The following is a 21,889-nucleotide window of genomic DNA, read 5'->3' as shown; positions in this document are numbered from 1 at the left end:
GACGGCCGAAAAGGAAGACCGACATGACCGCGACGACGCCTGCTCCCTTCACCATCGACATTCCCCAAGGGAAGCTTGATGCCATCATGGCGAAAGTGCGCGCCTACGAATGGCACGAGATGCCCAAGATCGCGCCGGGCGCCGACCGGTGGGCTTACGGCACCGATATGGACTATATGCGGACGCTCTGCACTTATTGGGTCGACAAGTTCGATTGGCGGGCGGCGGAAAAGCGGCTGAATTCATTTCCTCAGTTCCACGCCGAGGTGGACGGACAGAAGCTGCATTTCATTCATATCAAGGCGGCAAACCCCGGCGCGGAAACGCTTCTGTTGACGCATGGCTGGCCGGGCTCGGTTTTCGAATTCTATGACGTGATCGAGATGTTCGTTCATCCCGAGAAGTTCGGCGGCAAGCCGGAAGACGCGGTCAATCTCGTCGTACCCTCGCTGCCCGGCTATGGTTTTTCCGGCAAGCTGAAGAAGCCCATCGGCCCGCGCGGCACCGCCGCACTCTGGGACAAGCTCATGCGCGAGGTGCTGGGTTACGAGACCTATATTGCACAGGGCGGCGATTGGGGCTCGGTCGTCTCGGGCTGGATTGCCTATGAGCACAGCGTGGCCAAAGGCGGCGGTTGCAAGGCCGTCCACCTCAACATGTATGGCCTTCGCCCGGCCGCCCTGCCCGAAACCGATGAAGAGAAAGCCTGGGCGGCAGGCGCGGCGATGACCTTCGAACTCGAAAGCGCCTATCTCCGGCTTCAGATGACGAAGCCGCAGACGCTTTCCTACGGCATGATGGACAGCCCTGTGGGCGCCGCGGCGTGGATCGTCGAAAAGTTCAACGGCTGGTCTGACCGGCGCGGCCCGGACGGGCGGGAGCATATCGAGAATGCCTTCACCAAGGACCAGCTCCTCACAAACATCATGATCTACCTGGTCACTGGAACCTTTAACACCGCCACGTGGTTCTACCGGGGCCTGTTCGAAGAAGGTGGCAACGGCATGGCGCCCGGCACCAAGGTCGAGATACCGACGGCCATCGCGAATTATCCGAAGGAATTCCTCGTCTTCCCTCCGCGCAGCATGGTCGAGAAGGGCTACAACATAAAACGCTGGACCGACTTCGAGCATGGCGGCCATTTCGCCGCGCTTGAAACGGGCAAGGTCTTCGCCGACGACGTCCTCGGCTTCGTGAAGCAGGTAAAGGGCTGATCCCGACAATGTCTCACCGCATCATCCCCGCAGATCCCTTCTCTGTTCACATTCCGGAAGAAGAGATCGCCGACCTGAAACGCCGCCTGCAGCGCACCCGCTTTCCGAACGAGCCGGAAGGCAACGAGCACTGGGAATATGGCACCAGCCTTTCCTACATGGAGCGGCTGGTCGAATATTGGCGCGACGATTTCGATTGGCCGAAAATCGAGGAAGGCCTGAACCGCTTCCCTCAATACCGGGCGACGCTGACCGATGATGAGGGCGAGGATCATACGATCCATTTCATCTATGAGCGCGGCACCGGTGACAACACCGTTCCGCTTATTCTCACTCACGGCTGGCCTTCGACGTTTCGCGAATTTCTCGATGTCGTCGATCCCCTGGCGCATCCGGAAAAATATGGCCGCGAAGGCCCCGCCTTCGACGTCATCGTTCCCTCGCTGATCGGCTACGGTTTTTCATCGCTGCCGAGGAAACCCATTGGGCCCGCCGCAATCGCCGATCTCTGGCACCGGCTGATGACGGAAGTCCTCGGCTACGACAAATATGCCGCGCAGGCAGGCGATTGGGGCAGCTTCGTCACATCGCGGCTGGCGCTTCAGCATTCAGACAGCCTGCTTGGCATCCACCTCACCATGCTCCCACTGCGTCCTTCGCTGAAGCATGAAAGCCAGAAGCCAGTGAGCGAAGAGGAAGGCCACTGGATTGCGGATATGCAGAAATGGTGGCGCCGGGAGGAAGGCTATCGCTCGATCCAGTCCACGAAGCCAATGGCTCTCGCTTTCGGACTGGTGGACAGCCCGGCCGGCCTTGCCGGCTGGCTTGCCGACAAATATTACCGCCTCGGCGACACCGACAAGTCCGACACCATGGAAGGCATGATCGCGCGCTTCCCGTTCGATCACATTCTTACCCAGTTCTCTATTTACTGGTTCACCGGCACGATCAATTCCGCCAATACGCTCTACAAGGCCGGGCCTGCCGAGGGATCGGCGCTTCTGAAGCCGGGAGAAAGGGTGACCGTTCCGACCGCCTATTCCGAATATCCGATCGACGTATTGCCGGACACGCCGCGTTCATGGGCGGAGCGCGGCTACAACATCGTCCGCTGGCGCGTCATGGATCGCGGTGGCCATTTCGCGGCGATGGAAGAGCCGGAACTCTTTGCTGACGACGTACGCGACGCCTTCGCGGAAATGGGGCTTGGTCAGGAGAAGACGGGTAAATGACATTTGAGCAGGGATTGTCGTTCGGCATCCTCGCACTCGCACTGGTGCTCTTCGCCTCCGGCAAGCTGCGCCACGACATCGTTGCGCTGATTGCGCTGATCGCGGTATCGCTCGCAGGCCTGGTTGACAGGAACCAGATACTCGCCGGTTTTGGCCATCCCGCAGTCATCACCGTGGCGGCCGTTCTCGTCGTTTCCGAAGCATTGCGCTCGTCCGGCCTTGTGGATGTCATCGTGCGCCGTATCGGCCCGCTGACGCGAACCAATATCGGTCATATCGCGGTGCTGACCGGCATCGTCGCCCTTGCCTCCTCCTTCATGAACAATGTCGGAGCCCTCGCCGTGATGCTGCCTGTCGCGCTCGCGACGGCGGCAGAGCGCAACAGGCCGCCGGCAATCCTGCTGATGCCGCTTGCCTTCGGCTCGATGCTGGGCGGCATGATTACGCTGATCGGAACACCGCCCAATATCATCATTGCGAGCTTCCGCCATTCCTACACAGACGAGGCATTCGGAATGTTCGATTTCGCCTGGGTAGGTCTGCCGGTCGCCATTATCGGCATTCTGTTCATCTCGCTCGGCGCATCGCGCTTGATCCCGCGCGGACGCAAGGGCGGCGCCGCCGAAATGTTCAGCCTTGAGGAATACATCATCGAGGTGCGGGTGAAAGAGAAGAGTCCTCTCGTCGGCAAACGAGTTGCGCATATGAAAAGTGCGATGAACGAGGACGTGGCAATTGCGGCCCGCATACGCGACAACGGCGAGCTTTACGAACCCGAGAACTGGCAGCCAATCGCTGCAGGCGATCTCTTCATCCTGCGCGCGGATCCGGCCGACCTGACGGAGTTTTTCGACAACCAGGGACTGGAACTGGTGGCGACAGATGGCTCTGGCGACGCCCACGAGCCAGACCTCAGGCTGGTCGAGGCAATCGTCGGCCCGAACTCCCCGCTTATAGGCTTCGGCCCCCGGACGCTGATGCGCCGCGCACCGGAAGACTTCAACCTTTTCGCCGTGGCGCGGCAGGGCCAACCCATCGGCGGCCGCCTCCACAATGTGCGCTTCCAGACGGGAGACGTGCTGCTGCTCCAGACGCATGATGGGGAAGAATCGGCATTCCCGGCGGAGCTCGGCCTCCTGCCATTGCCGGAGCGCGGGCTTCGTCTCGGTGGGCCACGGCGTCTCGGCACCGCCTTCACAATTTTCGCGGGTGCCATCGTCCTCTCGATGACGGGCGTCCTGCCGCTCGCGGTCGCATTTCTTGCTGCTGTCGTCCTCTATGTCGTCATCGGCATCCTGCCGCTTCGCGATCTTTACCGGCACATCGACTGGCCGGTGATCGTGTTGCTGGGCGCGATGATACCGGTGGGTCAGGCGCTGCAGAACACGGGTGCAGACGTACTGGTCGCAGAAAGCATTGTCGCGACGGCGGGCATGTTCCCGCCTTGGGCGATACTTACGCTCCTGCTTGTCGTCACGATGTTCGTTACGGATATCATCAACAATGCGGCGACGGCGCTCATCATGGCGCCGATTTCAATCGCCATCGCGCAGACACTCGGCGTGAACCCGGACGCATTCCTGATGGCAGTGGCGGTGGGCGCGAGTTGTTCTTTCCTGACACCTATCGGGCATCAGTCGAGCACCCTGGTGATGGGGCCGGGCGGCTATAAATTCTCGGACTATTGGCGGCTCGGCCTGCCGCTCGAAATTGTGGTGACGCTCGTCGCCGTGCCGATGATCCTTTTCGCCTGGCCCCTTTAGACGCGGTCAGGAATACCTGCGCCGATATCCAGCCACTGCGTTTCCTCGTAGCCAAGGATCTCGTATGGACCGGGCTCATAGGCGACGGCGCCGATGCCGCCGAAATAGGACAAGATCATCCAGCGGTCCGAGGGCCCATAACGCAGCGGCAGCGTCAGCACCTCGGCGCGATCTATCATGCTCTCGCGCCGGCTGCGGATGATATTCCACCGGCCACAGGGATAAGAAAGCTGAGTCTGGATGAGCTTCACATAATCCGACCGCAACTCCGGCGCCATCAGCTCCAGCATGTTCTTCCCTGTCGGGTCGAAGCCCATGGCCCTGCATACGCCCGTGCCGGTCAGGCGCTGCAAAACCTGCGTATCGGAAAAGATTTCGAGCAGCGTCACGGCCGGCATAAGGGCGGCTATGCGCGCTGGATTGAAGTCGCGGCGATCCGGGGCAACACCCGTCTTCGGAAGATGGTTCCAGTATTCAAAAAACCGCTTCGTGCCGGCGGCTTGCAATATATCTGGCTGTTCCGCGAGCATGACAAACTGCCTGAATAAAGGGGGACGGCGCCCTTCAGTTCTAGGTAGCAGTGCTTAACGCAGAGTGAATCGCCCGATGCGGGAAGGCTCAGGAAAAGCCGATCCGGCCCATCGCCAGGAATTTTTCGCGCCTGACGCGGCGAATGGAGTCGGCATCGAGCTTCTCGAGGCCTTTCAGCTCCTCGGCAATCGCGTCGCCGGTTTCCTTGATCATCTGATTCCGCTCGCGATGCGCACCCCCGACAGGCTCCGGCAATACCCGGTCGATCACGCCCAGTTCATGAAGATGCTGTGCGGTGATCTTCATCGCGGTCGCGGCGTCTTTCGTCTTGTCGGAACTGCGCCAGAGAATGGATGAGGCGCCTTCCGGCGAAATAACGCTGTAAATCGAATGCTCGAGCATCAGAACCCGATTGCCGCAGGCGATGCCGATGGCGCCGCCGGACATGCCCTCACCAATCACGACGGAAATCAGAGGCACCCCGAGCGACAGGCAGCGGTCGGTCGACCGCGCTATCGCCTCGGCCACGCTGCGCTCTTCGCTTTCCATGCCCGGATAGGCGCCCGACGTATCGGCAAGCGTCACCACCGGAATCCCGAACCGTTCGGCCAGCGTCATCAGACGGATCGCCTTGCGATAACCTTCAGGCCGCGCCATGCCGAAATTGTGCTTGATGCGGCCTTGCGTATCCGAGCCCTTTTCGTGGCCGATAAACATGACCGAGCGGCCGCGAAAACGGCCAAGGCCGCCCACAATCGCAGAATCTTCGCCATAAAGCCGGTCGCCGGCGAGCGGTGTGAAATCTTCCACCAGCCGTTCAACATAATCGAGGAAATGCGGCCGTGCCGGGTGGCGCGCCACCTGCACCTTTTGCCAGGGCGTAAGCGAGGCATAGGTTTCCTGCAGAAGCTGGGCAGCCTTCTGCTCCAGCTTCGACACCTCATCGCCAATGCTGACGGACGGGTCCTCCTGCGCAAGGAGCTTCAACTCCTGCACCTTCCCTTCCAGTTCCGCTATCGGCTTTTCGAAATCGAGATAGGTATGCATCGCGCTCCGGCAGCTCCCGCCCGGCCGCCTTCGCGGGATCCGGCCAGCGGTCCTCTGGCAGGGACCAGCTATTGCAAGTGCGCGGCACACTGGCCCGCCCCCGCCTGCTTGTCAACCGGCCAGCGCGGGAAGGGTAAATGGCGGAATCCTGCGGCTCTCGGGACGCCGGTCACAAAGCGGCCCCCTGGCTCGTCTGATAGGTGAAAAACCCTGACCCGATACCTGCGGAGACCTGAAAATGACGACCATCACCATCCCGGCGAGCGGGTTTTCCTCGCTCAAAAAGGCCGCACTGGCACTCTGGGCGCTTGTGTGGCTCGGAAACGCGCTCTGGATGCTCGCCGACCCCCAAGGCTGGTACGCCGGGGTGGACGGTGTCGCAAATACGGGGCCTTACAATCCCCATTTCGTGCGCGATATCGGCATGGCTTACCTGACATTGGCGCTGCTTGCCTTTGCGGCCATTCGCTGGCCTGCGCAGGCGGTGCCGCTTGTGGGTGCGGGCGCTCTTTTCCTCGGCTTGCACGCCATTCTGCATGTCTGGGACATCGCGGCGGGGCGCCTGCCGGCCGAACACATCCTGATGGATATGCCCGGCGTCTTCCTTCCCGTCGCCGTTTCGATCTTTCTCGCCTGGTGGTGCGCACCCGCGCGCGCGGCATGATCTGAAGGAGAAACCCTTATGCTGAAAGCCTTTATCGAACGCCTGATCCGCCAGCAGGAAATCGCGACCGGCGAAAGCGCGGATTTCATGCGGGATATTTACGGCGCCGCACCGGGCGGTTTCTGGCGGTTTGTGCTGTTCGTGCCGATGAGCCGCTTCCGGCCCACCCTCCCTCTCGACGCCTACTGCGCGGTGCGGATTGCCGCCGTCCATGCCGAGGATTGCGGTCCTTGCCTTCAAACTGTCATCAATCTGTTACTCGCCGCCGGCGCAACGCCGCAGGTCCTCCGCGCCGCCGTCGCGGGCGACCTCGCGGCGATGGACGAACGCACCCGGACCGCGTTTGAATTTGCCCGCGCGATCGCGGCACGCGACATCCATGCCGACGACCTGAGACCCGTCATCGAACGCTGGTGGGGAAAAGCGGGAATAACCGAGATCGCCCTCGCCGTCGCATCGACACGTGTCTTCCCGACGGTCAAGCGCGCAATGGGATATGCTCAGTCATGCCAGCGCGTCGTGATCGAGGGCGAGGAGACGAACGCGCGCCGGAGGGAGGCGGCAGCCGCATGACCGCAACGACGAAGCCGGCCACGCCGGACGAGACATTCGAGCGCCATCGCGGCCGCGCCTTCGCCGTCGCCTACCGCATTCTCGGCTCGGCGAGCGACGCGGAAGACGCGGTACAGGAAGCCTGGCTGCGCTGGCGCGGCACTGACACGGCGGGCATCCGCAACCCGGAAGCATGGCTCGTGACCGCCGTGGCGCGGCTCGCCATCGACCAGCTCCGCACCGCCCGTGCGCGCCGGGAAACCTATGTCGGACCCTGGTTGCCCGAACCCATCGTAACCGCCGCGCGCGAAAGCGAACCGACACCGGAGGACCGCCTCGCGCTTGCCGACGATATTTCGATCGCGCTTCTCCATGTGCTCGAACGGCTCGCGCCGGAAGAACGCGCCGCCTTCCTGCTGCATGACGCATTCGACTACGACTATGGCGAACTGGCGGCCCTGCTCGGCAAGTCGGAAGCCGCTTGCCGCCAGACGGTAAGCCGGGCGCGCCGCCGTGTGCAGGAAACGCATCCCCGCTTCGACACGAGCGCGCGCGAACATGCGCGCCTCGCGGCCGCCTTCAGCGCCGCGATTTCAAGCGCCGATCCGAAGGCGCTGCTGGATTGCTTTACAGAGGATGTCGTTCTTCTTTCGGATGGCGGCGGCAAGGCGCTCGCGGCCCTCAACCCCATTTACGGCGCCGATCACGTCATGCGCTTCTTGCTCGGCATTCTGAGGAAACGGCCGGACGGCTTCAGGCTGGAACCCGCCATCGTCAATGGCTTGCCTGGCTTCATCGCTTACGACGACACAGGCGTCCATTCGACGCTCGGCTTCGCCGTCATCGACGGAAAAATCTCGGCGCTTTATATGATGCGCAATCCCGACAAGTTGCAGCGGGTCGACCTAAGGCGTTAGGACGCCTTGCCTTTCTTTGCCAGCGGATGATGCGTCTGCACCAGTTCCTTCAGCCGCTCATCCAGCACATGCGTGTAAATCTGCGTGGTTGAAATGTCGGCATGGCCGAGCATCTGCTGCACCGCGCGCAGATCCGCGCCATTGGCGAGAAGATGGCTGGCGAAGGCGTGGCGCAGCGTATGCGGCGAAACGCGGCTCGCATCGAGCCCGGCCGCAACGGCGAGGTCCTTCAGCAATTGCGCGAAGCGGTGACGCGTGAGATGTCCCTGCCTGCCGCGCGACGGGAAAAGCCAGGGCGAAACCTGCTCGCCAAGACGCAACGAGCGAAGCGGCAGATAGGCATCGATTGCGGCGCGCGCGGTTTCCGAAAGAGGCACGAGCCGCTCCCGCCCGCCCTTGCCGCTGACGGCGAGAAAACGCTCCTGCCCGCGCACGGCGGACAGAGGAAGGCCGACCAGCTCCGACACGCGAAGCCCGGTGGCGTAGAGAACTTCCATGAGACAGACAAGACGGGCGCGCTTGTAGGCAAGCACGCTTTCTTCCTGCGTGCGGCCATCCTCCGCGCGCTGGGCGGCCGAGAGAAGCGCGTCCACTTCCTCCACGGTCAACGTCTTCGGCAAGGGCCGTGCCCGGCGCGGACCTTCGATCGAACCGCAAGGATCGTCGGTGCGAACCCCTTCAGCGAACAGGAAGCCGTGAAACTGGCGAATGGCGGAAAGACGCCGAGCCGCCGTCGAAGCGGAAAGGCCCTGGTCCGAGAGGTTTTCGAGATATTGCCGGATGTCGTTCGCGGATGCCTGAACGAGATCGCGGCCGCGCGAAACGAGGAAGCCTGAAAAATCCTTCAGGTCGCGCTCATAGGCGTCGAGCGTGTTGCGCGCGGCGCCACGTTCGGCACTCAACATTTCCAGAAAAGCTTCGAGATGATGCCCGCGCTCCTGAGACTCTTTCGACATGTAACTCACCTCTTTACTCAACCGCGGCCGGCATTGCTCCGTGCTAGCAAAGCTTCAAGCGCGAGAAGCCGGGCCTCGTTTTCCAGATTGACAGCTTTGAGACTGGCGGCTGCCTGTGCCGCCGCCCTCGGATGGACCGCCCCCGGACCGCTTTCGCCCAACGCATCGAGCGCCAGCATTACCGTTTCGCCGACCGCGCCCTTGCGGCCAGCCGCCTGCAACCGATTGAGAAGAGCCTCGGGCGGCACCGTGCCGCCGAGTGCATCGCGCGCATTCAGCAACGCTTCCCACACCGCAGGCATTAACTGAAAGCCGAGCGCATCAAGCAACATTGCCTCGCTCGCGGCATAAACCTTCGTCGACTTCACGCCCGATTTCAGATCGGCAATGATTTCCGCCGAAGCCTGCTCGCTGTTGAAAGCCTGTGGCGAACCGCCTGCGACCCGCATCAGACCCGACAGCTCGCGAACATCGCGACCGATCATCTGGCCTCCTGAAGCCAATAGAGAGAACCATTCCTGCGCCTTGCTGCGCTCGCCGATCGCAAGGAAAGCACGGGTCGCGGCAGGCGCCAGTGGCCGCAACGCGTCGGACGGCGTCAGACTCTCAAGCTCAGGATATAGTGCTTCAACGGTCGGATAGTAGAGGCCTGCCGATTCGGCCGTCGCAAAGGCGAGCTTGAAGAGCTGGATCCGCTCATCGGCCGCAACCGCACCGCCAATTGCCTGATAGATCATCGCACGCCGCAGCGGCGAGGCTTCGGGGATATCCGATGTGAGAAGACCCGCCATCTGTTCCGGCGTGAACTGCGGCTTGCTGTAATAGGCGGCAAGCTCCCGGCCCGGAATGAGGCCATAGGCAGCGGCACGCTCGGCGGCCGCGACCTTCATGTCATCGGAAACGGAGGGATCGGCGAGAAGCTGCGGCAAGAGGGCCGGCTCCGCGATTTCGACCGCGTTGGCGGGAAGCTCGCGCTCCGCGAGCCGGTAGAACGAGGCATCGATGATGCTCAGCCTGTTCGGCTCCGGCGCGCGCAGCATGATGCCGGCATATGCCTGCCCCGCAAGCGAGTAGAAAAGCGCGTCGTCGAGCCCTTCCTCCCGTGCGAGATCGACGGTGAGGCTCGCTATTTCCGGATTGCCCGCCGATATCTGGCAATAGCTGCTGAGCTTGACCGTGAAAGCGGCCATCGCGTCATGGGCGGGATCATTACCCGGCGGAATGTCCTTCAGCGCGTCGCAGGCGAGCCGGGCATCGCCTTGCGCGAGCGCCGCCTGCGCGAGACCGGCCGCGACAGCCGGACTTCTCGGACTTCCGGCCGCCTTGCCGAGTTCAACCGCGGCTTCCGTTTCGCCGGCCGCGACGAGCCGGTTGAGCCTTGTCGCCACAAGCGAGGTGCCCCCGCCGCCTTCAGGCGGCTGGGCGCCGGTGAGAAGAAGCCGCCGTGCCAGGTCGTTCATGACCGGAGAGCGGGTCGCCACCGGCAGGCGCGCGAGATACTGATCGATATCCGCCCGCGAGGCACCCTGCCACATCGAGGGGCCGAAACCGCCTTGCTGCTGGCTGATGAGGCCGGCGCTCGCGGCATCGACGCCCGACAAGGAACCGATTTCGATACCGGAATTGGCGCTGCCGGGAATGGCGCTCAGGACACGGACACTTGGCTCCGTCGCCTGCTGGCCCGTGGGAAAGAATTGCGAGGGTTTGGAAGGCTCCACCTGCTGCTGGACGGAGGACGGACTGGTCGCGCCATAGCCGGAAGGAACGATGCGCTGGGGGCCGCCTGACGAAGAAGCATTGCCGGAGGGCTCCGCCAGAGATTGCGGCACGGGACCGCTCGGCCGTGCGCCCTCAGGCGCCTGCAGCACATTTGCTTCCTGCGCGAAAGCCGGGCCGCCGGGCAGAGAGATCGAAGCGAAAAGCGCAAAGCCCGCGGCGAGCCGCCGGCCGGACTTAACGCGAGAATTGTTCATTGGGGAGAACCTTCTCCACAGTCTGAACCTGAGGCGCGACGGCCTGGTCCAGATAAAAAAGCCCACCCGCGAAAACCGCCAGAATAAGGACGGCGACGACAAGAAAGCTGGTAGCACGGCTCATGATTCTTCCTCTTTTTGGGCCTCCAGGGGCCCTCCGGGTTCATGCCGCCGGGACAGCCCTTCAGCCTTAGGGCCCGCTTGCGGCAAAATTTGGGCGCGACGTAACCGCCGGAAAGCCTTATCTACAGCCCCTACAGGCTGCAACCATGTTAACAATCGTCTAGGATCGCGTGTTTTCGGGCCGGGCAGCCGCCGGAGACTAGACCAGCAGGGTTAAGGCCGTAGAAACGCGGCCGAAAGAGGATGACGAGCGAGAGCGGACAATGGAAAAGGGCTGAGTCGGAAGCGGGCGAAATACTCGCTCCCGTGCCTTTGGCCGAACGCTCCATCGTGCTGGTGGGCCTGATGGGCGCCGGAAAGACCACGGTGGGCCGCCGCCTGGCCCGCCGCCTGGACCTTGCTTTCGTGGACGCCGATGCCGAAATAGAGCAAGCGGCGGGCGAGACCATTCCCGAGATTTTCGAACGCCATGGCGAACCCGCCTTCCGGGCCGGGGAGCGCCGGGTGATCGCCCGGCTTCTCGGCGCCGCGCCGCAGGTGCTGGCGACCGGCGGCGGGGCCTTCATGGACCCGGTAACGCGCGCCAATGTGGCGGCGCGAGGCATTTCGATCTGGCTGAAGGCCGACCTCGACGTCCTCGTCAAACGCGTCGGCAAGCGCGGCGACCGGCCGCTGCTGCAGACGGGCGATACGAGAGCCACGATGAAGCGGCTGATGGACGAGCGCTACCCTGTCTATGCCGAGGCCGACATCATTATCGAAAGCCTCGAAGGCCCGCATGAGGCGGTCGTCGAGGCGATTCTCGAAAAGCTGGAGGAATTCCGCGCGGTGCATGGCGAGCATGCAGATGCCGGAGCCGCAAATGACTGACACCATCAAGAAAGTGAATGTCGCCCTTGGCGACCGCGCCTACGACATTTTCGTCGGACCCGGCCTTATTGCGAATGCAGGCGCCTATCTGAAGCCGCTGCTCCGGCGCAACCGCGTCGCCATCGTGACCGATGAGACGGTGGGCAAGCTGCATCTGCCGGCGCTGGAAAAAAGCCTCGACGCGAACGGCATCCGTCATTCGGCGATCAAACTGCCGGCGGGCGAGAGCACGAAATCTTTCGCGCAACTGGAAAAGCTGACCGACTGGCTGCTCGGCGAAGGGATCGAACGCGGCGACCTCGTGATTGCGCTGGGCGGCGGCGTGATCGGCGACCTGACCGGCTTCGCGGCCTCCATCCTCAGGCGCGGCGTGGACTTCGCGCAGATACCGACCACGCTGTTGTCGCAGGTGGACAGCTCCGTCGGCGGCAAAACCGGCATCAACACGAGACAGGGCAAGAACCTCGCCGGCGCCTTCCACCAGCCGCGTCTCGTGCTCGCGGACACGGACGCGCTGGCGACACTGCCGATGCGGGAGTTTCTCGCGGGCTATGCCGAAGTCGTGAAATACGGGTTGATCGGCGACCGCGATTTCTTCGAATGGCTCGAAGTCAATCTCGACAGGCTGAAGGAAGGCGACGTCGAGGCGCGTATCCATGCGATCGTCAAAAGCTGCGAGGCAAAGGCCGCGATCGTTGCCGCGGATGAACGCGAAGGCGGCGTGCGCGCGCTTCTCAATCTCGGCCACACCTTCGGCCACGCGCTTGAGGCCGCGACCGGCTTTTCAAACCGCCTCGTGCATGGCGAAGGCGTATCCATCGGCATGGCGCTCGCCTTTGAACTTTCGGCGCGGCTCGGCTTCTGCACGGGGCAGGATGCGGCGCGCGTGCGCCAGCATCTGGCACGCGCCGGATTGCCCTCGCGCCTTTCGGACATAGAGGGCCCGCTTCCCGATGCGGACGGCCTGATCGCCCTGATGGGGCAGGACAAGAAGGTTGTGGACGGCACGCTCACCTTCATTCTTGCCCGCGGCATCGGCGATGCCTTCATTACGCGCGACGTCGATCCCGGCCGCTTGCGCGCTCTGCTGCGGGAAAGGGAGCCCGCCTGACATGTCGATGGGACTTGGCGTCATACTTGGCGCGATCATATTGCTGCTGCTTTTTTCGGCTTTCTTTTCAGGTTCGGAGACGGCGCTTACCGCCGCCTCGCGCGCGCGGATGCACCGCCTGGCGGAAGAGGGAAATAAGCGCGCCCGGACGGTGCTCTGGCTGACGGAAGACCGGGAACGCCTGATAGGCGCGGTGCTTCTCGGCAACAATCTCGTGAACATTCTCGCCTCGGCATTGGCCACGAGCCTTTTCCTCGCGCTTTTCGGCGATGCAGGCGTTGTCTATGCGACGCTGGTCATGACCGCGGTGGTTCTGATTTTTGCGGAAGTAGCGCCGAAGACCTTCGCCATCACCAATACCGACCGCGTGGCGCTGGCCGTCTCTCCCGCGTTGCGGATCGTCACGGTTCTCTTCGGCCCCATTACGGCGGCAGTCCAGTTCATCGTGCGGCATTCGCTTGGCGCCTTTGGTCTCAATGTCGACGCGAACCAGCATGTTCTCTCCGCGCACGAAGAACTGCGCGGCGCCATCAACCTCCATCATCACGAAGGCAGCGTGGTGAAGATCGACCGGGACATGCTGGGCGGCATTCTCGATCTGCGCGATCTGGAGGTGAGCGACATCATGGTTCACCGCAAGAACATCGTGATGATCGACGCCGCGCATCCGAACCGCGAAATCATTTCGCAGGCGATGGCGAGCCCGCATACGCGCATACCGCTCTGGCGCGACGAACAGGAAAACATCATCGGCATTCTCCATGCCAAGGACATGTTGCGCGCGCTTGCCGGCGCCGGGTGGCAGCCGGACGACATCGACATCATGTCGATCGCGACAAAGCCGTGGTTCGTGCCCGACACGACGACGCTTCAGGACCAGCTCAACGCCTTCCTGCGCCGCAAGATGCACTTCGCACTGGTGGTCGACGAATATGGCGCGCTGATGGGGCTCATCACGCTGGAGGACATTCTGGAGGAAATTGTCGGCGATATTTCCGACGAGCACGACATCGAGGTGGCGGGCGTGAAGATGCAGCCGGACGGTTCGGTCGTCGTGAACGGCTCGGTGCCGATCCGCGACATCAACCGCGCCTTCGACTGGTCTTTGCCGGACGATGAGGCAACGACCATCGCCGGTCTCGTCATTCACGAGGCGCGCACGATTCCCGAGGTCGGGCAGACCTTCACCTTCCACGGCTTCCGCTTCGAGATATTGCGGCGCCAGCGCAATCAGGTCGCCCAGTTGCGGATCGCGCCGGCGCGGAGCATCAAGGCAGGCGCGGCGGATTGATATCAGGCGCGCGCCGCTTCTTCCGGCGTCATCGTCTTCATGGAGAGGGCGTGGATGGGATTTCCCATCTCCTCCTTCAGCGCCGCGGAGATGAGCCGCTGCCGCTCCACCCGCGACTTGCCGGCGAAACCGGCGGAGACCACCGTCACCTTGAAATGCGTCTCGACGCCCGGGCGGTGACCGGCATGTCCCTTGTGAAGATGCGACTCGTCCACAATCTCCAGCCGCTCGGGCAGAAGGGCGGCTTCCAACTTGCGGCGTATGGTTTCCGCGACGGACATGCAACACTCCGATACGCTATTCGTTAACACTGCGCGCGCCATGCTTCCTTGTTTTGCCGGCGCCGCCAACCCATAATTTGAGCGTGAAGTTGACCTCGAAATATTTCGATTCGATCAGGATCGCCCCGCGCAAGCGGCGTGGCGTGGAACAGCCGCCGCATGTCCGCAGGATGAAGCGGGAGGAGGCGCCGAAGCATTGCGCCTGGGCCGGCTGCCGCGAGACCGGGCTTTTCCGTGCGCCAAAGGACCGCGCGCCGGCCACGCCCACGGAAGCAGGCGCGGCGGGCGCCTATGTCTGGTTCTGCGAAACCCATATCCGCGAGTTCAACCAGAATTACGACTTCTTCAAGGGCATGAGCGACGAGGATGTCGCCACTTTCCAGCGGGACGCCCTGACCGGCCACCGCCCGACCTGGAATTTGGGGGTGAACGCCGCCAATGCCGCCTTCGGAACCCCGTTTGCGGCCCGTATGAGGCGCGCTTCGCCTTTTCGCGATCCCTTTGGCTTTTTTGACGAACCCCCGGGCTCCGCCGAGCGCGAGCAGGCCGAAACGCGACGGAAGCCGCGTGCACTGGAGCAACAGGCGCTCGACACGCTGGACCTCCCGGCATCCGCGTCCTTGAATGAGATCAAGGCACGGTATAAGGAACTGGTAAAAAGGCACCACCCGGACGCCAATGGCGGGGACAGGTCTGCCGAGGAGCGTCTGCGCAAGGTCATCCAGGCCTACGATTACCTCCGGAAAAGCGGCTACTGCTCATAGGCAGCGGCCCGCACAGGCAGGCTAGGAGAGACGTCCATCCGGACGGTTCGCGGCCCGAAACATCGTGCCGCACACATATTTGAATAGCCGGTCCCGATACGGCCGGTCCTGAACATCTTAAGTACGGAAGTAGGCCAAGGATGAGCTTCGAAGCGAGAAACGGCATGTCGGAGAATCTCCCGGACAAGAAAGTGTCCGTCCGCGAGACGTTCAAAATCGATCTGGACATGGAAGTGCCGGCCTTTTCGGAGCCGAACGAGTATGTGCCGGATTTCGACCCGGACTACCTGTTCGACAAGGACACGACGCTCGCGCTGCTGGCCGGCTTCGCCTTCAACCGCCGCGTGATCGTTCAGGGCTATCACGGCACCGGCAAGTCGACCCATATCGAACAGGTCGCCGCCCGCCTCAACTGGCCCTGTATCCGCATCAACCTCGACAGCCATATCAGCCGTATCGACCTTGTCGGCAAGGACGCGATCGTGCTGAAGGAAGGCAAGCAGGTCACTGAATTCCGCGAAGGCATCCTGCCCTGGGCGCTGCAGCACCCGGTCGCGCTCGTGTTCGACGAGTATGACGCCGGCCGCCCGGACGTGATGTTCGTGATCCAGCGCGTGCTCGAAGCCTCGGGCAAGCTGACGCTGCTCGACCAGAACCGCGTCATCCGCCCGCACCCGGCTTTCCGCCTCTTCGCGACGGCAAACACCGTCGGCCTCGGCGACACATCCGGCCTCTATCACGGCACGCAGCAGATCAACCAGGGTCAGATGGACCGCTGGAACATCGTGACCACGCTGAACTATCTGCCGCACGCCGAAGAAGTGAACATCATGCTCTCCAAGATGAAGAGCTATGAGACGGAAGAAGGCCGCAAGCAGATCGACGCCATGGTCCGCGTCGCCGACCTCACGCGCTCCGCCTTCATCAATGGCGACATCTCGACCGTCATGAGCCCGCGCACGGTGCTCACCTGGGCCGAGAACGCGAAGATTTTCGGTGGCGATGTCGGTTTCGCATTCCGCGTGACCTTCCTCAACAAGTGCGACGAACTGGAACGCCCGACTGTCGCGGAGTTCTATCAGCGCTGCTTCGGTCAGGACCTCCCGGACTCCGCAGCGAACATCAAGGTCGCCTGATAAGGCAGCTCGCGACCGCTGAGCGATTGATTACGCCATGAAGTCGAAGGAAAGCCCCGTCGAACCGTTCAAGCGTGCGCTCACGATGACGATGCGCACGATCGCGGAACAGCCGGAGCTCAATGTCAGCTTTGGAACGGAAGCGCCGGGCCTGCGCGGCCTGCGCGCGCGGCTGCCCCTGCCGAGCCGCACCCTGCCGCCCGAAGAAGTGGCGCAGGTACGCGGCGTCTCGGACGCCTATGCTCTCCGCCTCGCCCATCACGACGAGAAACTGAACGCGAATTATCAGCCCGAAGGCGGCAATGCGCTGGCGGTCTTCGACGCTGTCGAGCAGGCACGCTGCGAGGCGATCGGCGCCAACCAGATGGCCGGCGTTTCCCAGAACCTGACCGCCGCCCTCGAACAGCGCTGCGCCGCGCGCGGCTATGATCGCATCACCTCACGCGAGGAAGCGCCGCTTTCCGAAGCCGTCGCGCTGATGGTGCGCGAGAAGCTGACGGGCGAAGCACCGCCGCAATCGGCGCAGAAGCTCCTCGACCAGTGGCGCCCCTGGATCGAGGAGAAGGCGGGCTCCGACCTCGACCGGCTTCAAGACCTGATCGAGGATCAGGCGGCCTTTGCGCGCGCCACACGCGACATCCTCGTCGATCTCGACATGGGCGACGAACTGGGCGAAGCACCCGACCAGTCTTCGGACGATGCCGACGAGCAGGAAGGCGACAGCGAGGACAGCTCCGACCAGAGCCAGTCCGGCGAAGCCGAACAGCCCGAAGGCGCTTCCGCCGACCAGGTCGAATATTCGGAAGGCGAAGGCGAGGAAGGCGACGAGCAGACCGTCGAGGTCGAATCCGACGACGCGCCGATGGACGGCGACACGGACGAGACGAGCGAGGGCAACCAGCCGTGGCGGCCGAACCAGCAGGGCGACGACCGCAACCGGCTCTCCTACAAGATTTTCACGCCGCAATTCGACGAAGTCATCATGGCGGAGGATCTCTGCGACATCGATGAACTGTCGCGGCTGCGGCAATATCTCGATCAGCAATTGCAGCAGATGCAGGGCGTCGTCTCGCGGCTCGCAAACCGCCTGCAGCGCCGCCTTCTCGCGCAGCAGAACCGGACATGGGAGTTCGATCTCGAGGAGGGCATTCTGGATGCAGGGCGCCTGACGCGCGCCGTCGTGGACCCGATGCAGCCGCTTGCCTTCAAGGTCGAACACGATACGAATTTCCGCGACACCGTCGTGACGCTGCTGCTCGACAATTCAGGGTCGATGCGCGGACGGCCGATTACGGTCGCGGCGATGTGTGCCGATATTCTGGCGCGGACGCTCGAACGCTGCGGCGTGAAAGTGGAAATCCTCGGCTTCACCACACGCGCCTGGAAGGGTGGGCAATCCCGCGAGCGGTGGCTCGCCGAAGGAAAACCCGCGCAGCCGGGCCGCCTGAACGATCTCCGGCATATCATCTACAAGGCGGCGGACAGCCCCTGGAGGCGCGCGCGGCGCAACCTCGGCCTGATGATGCGCGAAGGATTGCTGAAGGAGAATATCGACGGCGAGGCGCTGATCTGGGCGCATAACCGGCTGCTCGCGCGGCCGGAGCAGCGCCGCATTCTGATGGTGATTTCGGATGGCGCGCCGGTCGACGATTCGACGCTGTCGGTGAACGCCGGAAACTATCTGGAAAAGCACCTGAGAAGCGTCATCGACCAGATCGAAAACCGCTCGCCGGTCGAACTGATCGCCATCGGCATCGGCCATGACGTGACGCGCTACTATCGCCGCGCCGTGACCATCGTCGATGCCGAGCAGCTCGGCGGCGCGATGACCGAAAAGCTCGCCGAACTTTTCGACGACGAAGCGACATTGCGCCGAGGCGAATTGAAAGCCCGTGGACAACTGGGGCCGAAAAAGGCCGGTGGCGGAGCGCGCGCGGCACGCGCCTTCCGCTAGCTGCCGGACGCTGCCCTGGCGGAAATCCTGTAGCTGCAGCGCCTTCCGCCATCGAGCAGATATTCGTCGCGCTCGACGACAGCATCCGGCCCCAGCACCATGCGGAAAATCGACAGTTCCGACCGGCAGAAGCCCTGACAGGCCGTGGCGGCGGCGCAGATGGGGCAATGATCCTCGATCAGAAGAAGATCGTCGCCGTCTCTCTCGACCCGCGCCATGTACCCGTCGCGCGCCCGCAGCTCCGCCAGCGCCTCGACGCGCTCGGCAAGCAGAGCCTTGCGCGTCGCACCCTCATAGAGAAGCCGCATATCCCGTTCACGCTCGGCGATGAGGCGATCCAACCCCTCCTCGCCGAAGACGCGGCGGATATCGCCGATCATCTTCACCGTGAGATCGGCATGAGCGTCGGGAAACCGGCCATGCCCTTTCGGGGTCAGTTGCCAGAACTTCCGCGGCCGACCCACGCCTTCGATCTGATCGTAATTCTCGATCACGCCGTTCTCCGACAGCGTATCGAGATGCCGCCGGACACCCATGGACGTCATTTCCAGCGCCTCGCCCAGCATGTCCGCTGTCTGGGCGCCATTCCGCTTGAGCAGATGGAGAATCCGGTCCGAGGTAGAATTCATGATGAGATTTTAGCTGATCCTCTCATTTTATCAACAACTATGATTATAAAATAATCAATGAAAATCAATGGGTTACTGGAGGAGAAAAATATCTGTTTAATTTATAATCTATATAGTTTATTTATTTTGAAGTTCCTTTGGAGAAGCTACAGATGTCTCCACTTGTTTCCCTCTCGCCTATCCAGCCACGCCACAAGCGAAGCCTCGGGGCAGCCATCATTTCAATGGGGATGGTCAACCTGTCGATGGGCATCGCCTTTCCGCTGACAGCGCTCATTCTGGCGCGGCAGGGCGTCGAACCCGGCATGATCGGCCTTTCCACCGCCGCGCAGGCCGCACCCGTTTTTCTGATTTCGCCTTTCGCGCCGCGCATCATGCGCCATTTCGGCCCCGCCAATGTGATGATGGCGGGCCTGCTGCTGGCCGGCGTCTCGTTCGCCTTGATGGGCCTCTACGCCAATCTTCTCGCCTGGTTTCCTCTTCGCTTCCTGCTGGGCTCCGCCGGAACGCTTCTCTGGGCGACCAGCGAGGCATGGATAAATTCCCTCGCCAGCGAAGAACGCCGAGGCCGCATCATCGGGCTTTACGGCGCCGCCGCAGCCGCGGGCTTTGCCCTCGGACCGACAACGCTCGTGCTGGTCGGGACCGATGTCGCGCCCTTCTTCATCGGTGCAGGGCTGATGATTGCCGCCGCCGCCATCGTCGCGACCGCCGATAGAAGCCGGAATCATTTTGAAGCAACGGACAAGCCTTCTGCGATGTGGCGTCTCCTGCTGATCGCGCCCGCTGCCTTGCTGGTGAATTTCTTTTTTGCGGCGGCCGAAGAGTCGCTCGTCACCTTCTTCCCGCTCTACGCCATCCGGTCCGGCATGGCGGAAGAAGCAAGCCTCGTCCTTCTGACCGTCGCGGCGCTGGGCGCAATCGTTATGCAGCCGCTCATCGGGGCCGTCGCCGACAGGATCAATCGTCTGAACCTGATGATCGGTCTCGTGATTGCCACGCTGGCCGGCTATCTCATCCTGCCCTTCGCCCTGCCCGGCTTTGTCGCGACCGCCATCGCGCTTTTCGTCGTGGTCGGCTTTGCGAATGGCATCTTCACACTTGGCATGGTGCTGGTCGGCGAACGCTTTCGCGGCTCGGAGCTCGCAGGCGCAAGCGCCTTTACGACCGCCATGTGGGGCACGGGCGCGCTTGTCGGCGCCCCTCTTTCCGGCGCTGCCATGCAGCTATGGGACCCGCATGGCCTGATTGCGGCGATACTGCTGATCTTTCTTGCCTATCTGCCCTTTCCCATCGTGGCGCGCCTGCGCGCGAGAAAATACAACGTGGACTGAAAATACCGCTTGAGCTTCCCGGTAAGGGGAATAATCTGCGCGGCTTTTCTTTTGACAAATGAAGCCGCACATCATGCAAGCCGCGCTCGCCCAATTCAGAACGGACCGGCATCTCTGGAAGACGGAGACAAGGGCGACGCTTGCCCTGGCGCTGCCGCTGATCGCGGCCAATCTGGCACAGGTCGCGATCAACGCCACCGATGTCGTGATGATGGGGTGGCTGGGCCCCAACGCGCTGGCGGCAGGCGCGCTCGGCTCCAACCTCTATTTTGCACTGATGATCTTCGGCATCGGCATCATGACGGCCGCCGCCCCCATGATCGCATCCGAACTCGGCCGCCGCAGCCATTCGGTGCGCGACGTGCGCCGCACCGTGCGCCAGGCCTTCTGGACCGCCGCGACTATCTGCGTGCCCTTCTGGCTGATCCTTTCGCAGACTGAAATTCTTCTCGTGACACTCGGTCAGGAGCCGCATCTCGCCGTGCAGGCCGCGTCCTACACGGGCGCCATGCAATGGGCGTTGTTTCCGACTTTCCTTTTTGTCGTGCTGCGCATTTTTATCTCGACGCTCAACCGTCCGCGCTGGGCCCTTGCGATCGGCATACTCGCCATTCCCTTCAACGCCTTTGCGAACTGGTGCCTGATGTTCGGCAATCTCGGCATGCCGGCGCTCGGTCTTGTCGGCGCCGGCGTGGGCAGCGTCATCACCGGCTTTTTCATGCTGGGCGCACTCGCCACGGTCATCCTCTCCGACCGGCAATTCAGCCGCTACCATCTGTTTGGCCGCTTCTGGCGCGCCGACTGGCCGCGCTATGGCGAGTTGTGGCGGCTTGGCCTGCCCATCGGCATGACGCTTGCCTTCGAGGTGCTCGTCTTCAATGCCGCTGTGCTGCTGATGGGATTATTCGGCACAACGGCGCTGGCCGCCCATTCGATTGCGCTGCAGATCGCCGCGATTTCCTTCATGGTGCCGCTCGGCTTTTCACAAGCCGTGACCGTGCGCGTCGGCAGGGCCTATGGCGCGGGGGACCGCGACGCGGTCATGCGCGCCGGTTGGACGCCCTTTGTCATGGGTGTGACGTTTATGGCGAGCATGGCTTTGCTCATGATCCTCTTTCCGCATGCGCTGATCGGCGTTTTCCTCGATCGCGACGCGCCGGCGAATGCGGAAGTCGTGCGGCTCGCGGTTTCCTTTCTCGCCATAGCGGCCCTTTTTCAGGTCTTCGACGGCGCGCAATCGATTGCGGCCGGGATGTTGCGCGGGCTGCGCGACACGAAGATGCCGATGGTCTATGCCGCGCTTGGCTATTGGGTGATCGGCCTCAGCCTCGGTGTGATCCTCGCCTTTCCTCTCGACCTGAAAGGCGTCGGCATCTGGTTCGGCCTCGCCATCGGCCTCGCTGCCGTCTCGGCCATGATGCTTTATCGCTGGCTCCGCCGCGAAAAGCTGGTGCTCGGTAAATCCTTGCCGCTCCTGCCTGTTTGAGAGCGGGCTTCGTCGCGCTTCTCTTGTGCATGAGACATACGCCGATATGATGCCGCACCGG

The 21,889-nt window shown here is 62.8% G+C and carries 21 protein-coding genes; 14 read left to right on the top strand and 7 right to left on the bottom strand.

Annotated elements, in window-relative coordinates; translation table 11 throughout:
* Nucleotides 1-23: 23 nt before the first annotated feature.
* From PLAV_RS08745 to PLAV_RS08735, 3 genes are read left to right on the top strand one after another with little or no spacing between them, the layout of a single operon-like run.
* A complete protein-coding gene (locus tag PLAV_RS08745; protein ID WP_012110640.1) occupies nucleotides 24-1,214 on the top strand; it encodes an epoxide hydrolase family protein in 1,191 nt (396 codons plus the stop codon).
* An 8-nt stretch (nucleotides 1,215-1,222) separates the two neighbouring features.
* The gene (locus PLAV_RS08740) at nucleotides 1,223-2,446 is read left to right on the top strand and encodes an epoxide hydrolase family protein (RefSeq protein WP_012110639.1); all 1,224 of its coding nucleotides are present in this window, start codon (nucleotides 1,223-1,225) and stop codon (nucleotides 2,444-2,446) included.
* Complete coding sequence (locus PLAV_RS08735; protein ID WP_012110638.1) at nucleotides 2,443-4,209, top strand: SLC13 family permease; 1,767 nt, start codon at nucleotides 2,443-2,445, stop codon at nucleotides 4,207-4,209. The genes PLAV_RS08740 and PLAV_RS08735 overlap by 4 nt, the downstream gene beginning before the upstream one ends.
* On the opposite strand, the gene PLAV_RS08730 is transcribed toward PLAV_RS08735, so the two are convergent.
* Both PLAV_RS08730 and PLAV_RS08725 read right to left on the bottom strand, forming a co-directional pair.
* The gene (locus tag PLAV_RS08730) at nucleotides 4,206-4,739 is read right to left on the bottom strand and encodes a PAS domain-containing protein (RefSeq protein WP_012110637.1); all 534 of its coding nucleotides are present in this window, start codon (nucleotides 4,737-4,739) and stop codon (nucleotides 4,206-4,208) included. The genes PLAV_RS08735 and PLAV_RS08730 overlap by 4 nt on opposite strands.
* 88 nt (nucleotides 4,740-4,827) lie before the next feature.
* Nucleotides 4,828-5,787 (bottom strand): acetyl-CoA carboxylase carboxyltransferase subunit alpha, encoded by a 960-nt coding sequence (locus tag PLAV_RS08725; protein WP_012110636.1) that lies wholly within the window; start codon nucleotides 5,785-5,787, stop codon nucleotides 4,828-4,830.
* A gap of 238 nt (nucleotides 5,788-6,025) precedes the next feature.
* On the opposite strand from PLAV_RS08725, the gene PLAV_RS08720 reads away from it, so the two are divergent.
* From PLAV_RS08720 to sigJ, 3 genes are read left to right on the top strand one after another with little or no spacing between them, the layout of a single operon-like run.
* A complete protein-coding gene (locus tag PLAV_RS08720; RefSeq protein ID WP_012110635.1) occupies nucleotides 6,026-6,451 on the top strand; it encodes a hypothetical protein in 426 nt (141 codons plus the stop codon).
* A gap of 18 nt (nucleotides 6,452-6,469) precedes the next feature.
* Nucleotides 6,470-7,024 carry a carboxymuconolactone decarboxylase family protein gene (locus PLAV_RS18885; RefSeq protein ID WP_012110634.1) on the top strand — a complete coding sequence of 185 codons (555 nt, stop codon included), beginning with the start codon at nucleotides 6,470-6,472 and terminating at the stop codon, nucleotides 7,022-7,024.
* The gene (gene sigJ / locus PLAV_RS08710) at nucleotides 7,021-7,920 is read left to right on the top strand and encodes an RNA polymerase sigma factor SigJ (protein WP_012110633.1); all 900 of its coding nucleotides are present in this window, start codon (nucleotides 7,021-7,023) and stop codon (nucleotides 7,918-7,920) included. The genes PLAV_RS18885 and sigJ overlap by 4 nt, the downstream gene beginning before the upstream one ends.
* Here sigJ and xerD read toward each other — a convergent pair.
* Genes xerD through PLAV_RS19650 form a run of 3 tightly spaced genes read right to left on the bottom strand, consistent with a single transcriptional unit; the run spans nucleotide 7,917 to nucleotide 10,973 of the window.
* Entirely contained in the window at nucleotides 7,917-8,876 is a 960-nt protein-coding gene (gene xerD / locus PLAV_RS08705) for a site-specific tyrosine recombinase XerD (protein ID WP_012110632.1), read from the bottom strand. The two genes, sigJ and xerD, sit on opposite strands and share 4 nt — an antisense overlap.
* Nucleotides 8,877-8,893: 17 nt before the next feature.
* Nucleotides 8,894-10,849, bottom strand: coding sequence for a hypothetical protein (locus tag PLAV_RS08700; RefSeq protein ID WP_012110631.1), 1,956 nt, complete (start codon nucleotides 10,847-10,849; stop codon nucleotides 8,894-8,896).
* Nucleotides 10,830-10,973, bottom strand: coding sequence for a hypothetical protein (locus tag PLAV_RS19650; protein WP_168713184.1), 144 nt, complete (start codon nucleotides 10,971-10,973; stop codon nucleotides 10,830-10,832). Before PLAV_RS19650 ends, PLAV_RS08700 begins: the two co-directional genes overlap by 20 nt.
* Nucleotides 10,974-11,215: 242 nt before the next feature.
* Here PLAV_RS19650 and PLAV_RS08695 point away from each other — a divergent pair, with 242 nt between their 5' ends.
* From PLAV_RS08695 to PLAV_RS08685, 3 genes are read left to right on the top strand one after another with little or no spacing between them, the layout of a single operon-like run.
* Nucleotides 11,216-11,842, top strand: coding sequence for a shikimate kinase (locus PLAV_RS08695; protein ID WP_012110630.1), 627 nt, complete (start codon nucleotides 11,216-11,218; stop codon nucleotides 11,840-11,842).
* Nucleotides 11,835-12,953, top strand: coding sequence for a 3-dehydroquinate synthase (gene aroB / locus PLAV_RS08690; RefSeq protein WP_012110629.1), 1,119 nt, complete (start codon nucleotides 11,835-11,837; stop codon nucleotides 12,951-12,953). Before PLAV_RS08695 ends, aroB begins: the two co-directional genes overlap by 8 nt.
* Before the next feature lies 1 nt (nucleotide 12,954).
* Nucleotides 12,955-14,244 carry an HlyC/CorC family transporter gene (locus PLAV_RS08685; RefSeq protein WP_012110628.1) on the top strand — a complete coding sequence of 430 codons (1,290 nt, stop codon included), beginning with the start codon at nucleotides 12,955-12,957 and terminating at the stop codon, nucleotides 14,242-14,244.
* A gap of 2 nt (nucleotides 14,245-14,246) precedes the next feature.
* Here PLAV_RS08685 and PLAV_RS08680 read toward each other — a convergent pair whose 3' ends face one another.
* Nucleotides 14,247-14,525 carry a BolA family protein gene (locus PLAV_RS08680; protein ID WP_012110627.1) on the bottom strand — a complete coding sequence of 93 codons (279 nt, stop codon included), beginning with the start codon at nucleotides 14,523-14,525 and terminating at the stop codon, nucleotides 14,247-14,249.
* 83 nt (nucleotides 14,526-14,608) lie between these two features.
* Between PLAV_RS08680 and PLAV_RS08675 the strand changes: the two genes are divergently transcribed.
* The 3 genes from PLAV_RS08675 (at nucleotide 14,609) to cobT (ending at nucleotide 18,379) form a co-directional block, all read left to right on the top strand.
* Nucleotides 14,609-15,289, top strand: coding sequence for a J domain-containing protein (locus PLAV_RS08675; protein WP_041536523.1), 681 nt, complete (start codon nucleotides 14,609-14,611; stop codon nucleotides 15,287-15,289).
* Nucleotides 15,290-15,453: 164 nt separating this feature from the next.
* Nucleotides 15,454-16,425, top strand: coding sequence for a cobaltochelatase subunit CobS (gene cobS / locus PLAV_RS08670; RefSeq protein WP_193343228.1), 972 nt, complete (start codon nucleotides 15,454-15,456; stop codon nucleotides 16,423-16,425).
* A 37-nt stretch (nucleotides 16,426-16,462) separates the two neighbouring features.
* A complete protein-coding gene (cobT, locus tag PLAV_RS08665) occupies nucleotides 16,463-18,379 on the top strand; it encodes a cobaltochelatase subunit CobT (protein ID WP_012110623.1) in 1,917 nt (638 codons plus the stop codon).
* On the opposite strand, the gene PLAV_RS08660 is transcribed toward cobT, so the two are convergent.
* Nucleotides 18,376-19,008: a helix-turn-helix transcriptional regulator gene (locus tag PLAV_RS08660; RefSeq protein WP_012110622.1), complete on the bottom strand. Its 633-nt coding sequence runs from the start codon at nucleotides 19,006-19,008 to the stop codon at nucleotides 18,376-18,378. The genes cobT and PLAV_RS08660 overlap by 4 nt on opposite strands.
* Nucleotides 19,009-19,160: 152 nt before the next feature.
* Here PLAV_RS08660 and PLAV_RS08655 point away from each other — a divergent pair, with 152 nt between their 5' ends.
* Both PLAV_RS08655 and PLAV_RS08650 read left to right on the top strand, forming a co-directional pair.
* Entirely contained in the window at nucleotides 19,161-20,342 is a 1,182-nt protein-coding gene (locus PLAV_RS08655) for an MFS transporter (protein ID WP_012110621.1), read from the top strand.
* Between the two features lie 73 nt (nucleotides 20,343-20,415).
* The gene (locus PLAV_RS08650; protein ID WP_012110620.1) at nucleotides 20,416-21,828 is read left to right on the top strand and encodes an MATE family efflux transporter; all 1,413 of its coding nucleotides are present in this window, start codon (nucleotides 20,416-20,418) and stop codon (nucleotides 21,826-21,828) included.
* Nucleotides 21,829-21,889: the final 61 nt, after the last annotated feature.

It is taken from the genome of Parvibaculum lavamentivorans DS-1, from assembly GCF_000017565.1.
Classification (GTDB): domain Bacteria; phylum Pseudomonadota; class Alphaproteobacteria; order Parvibaculales; family Parvibaculaceae; genus Parvibaculum; species Parvibaculum lavamentivorans.
This window is presented reverse-complemented; position numbering and strand designations above follow the sequence as displayed.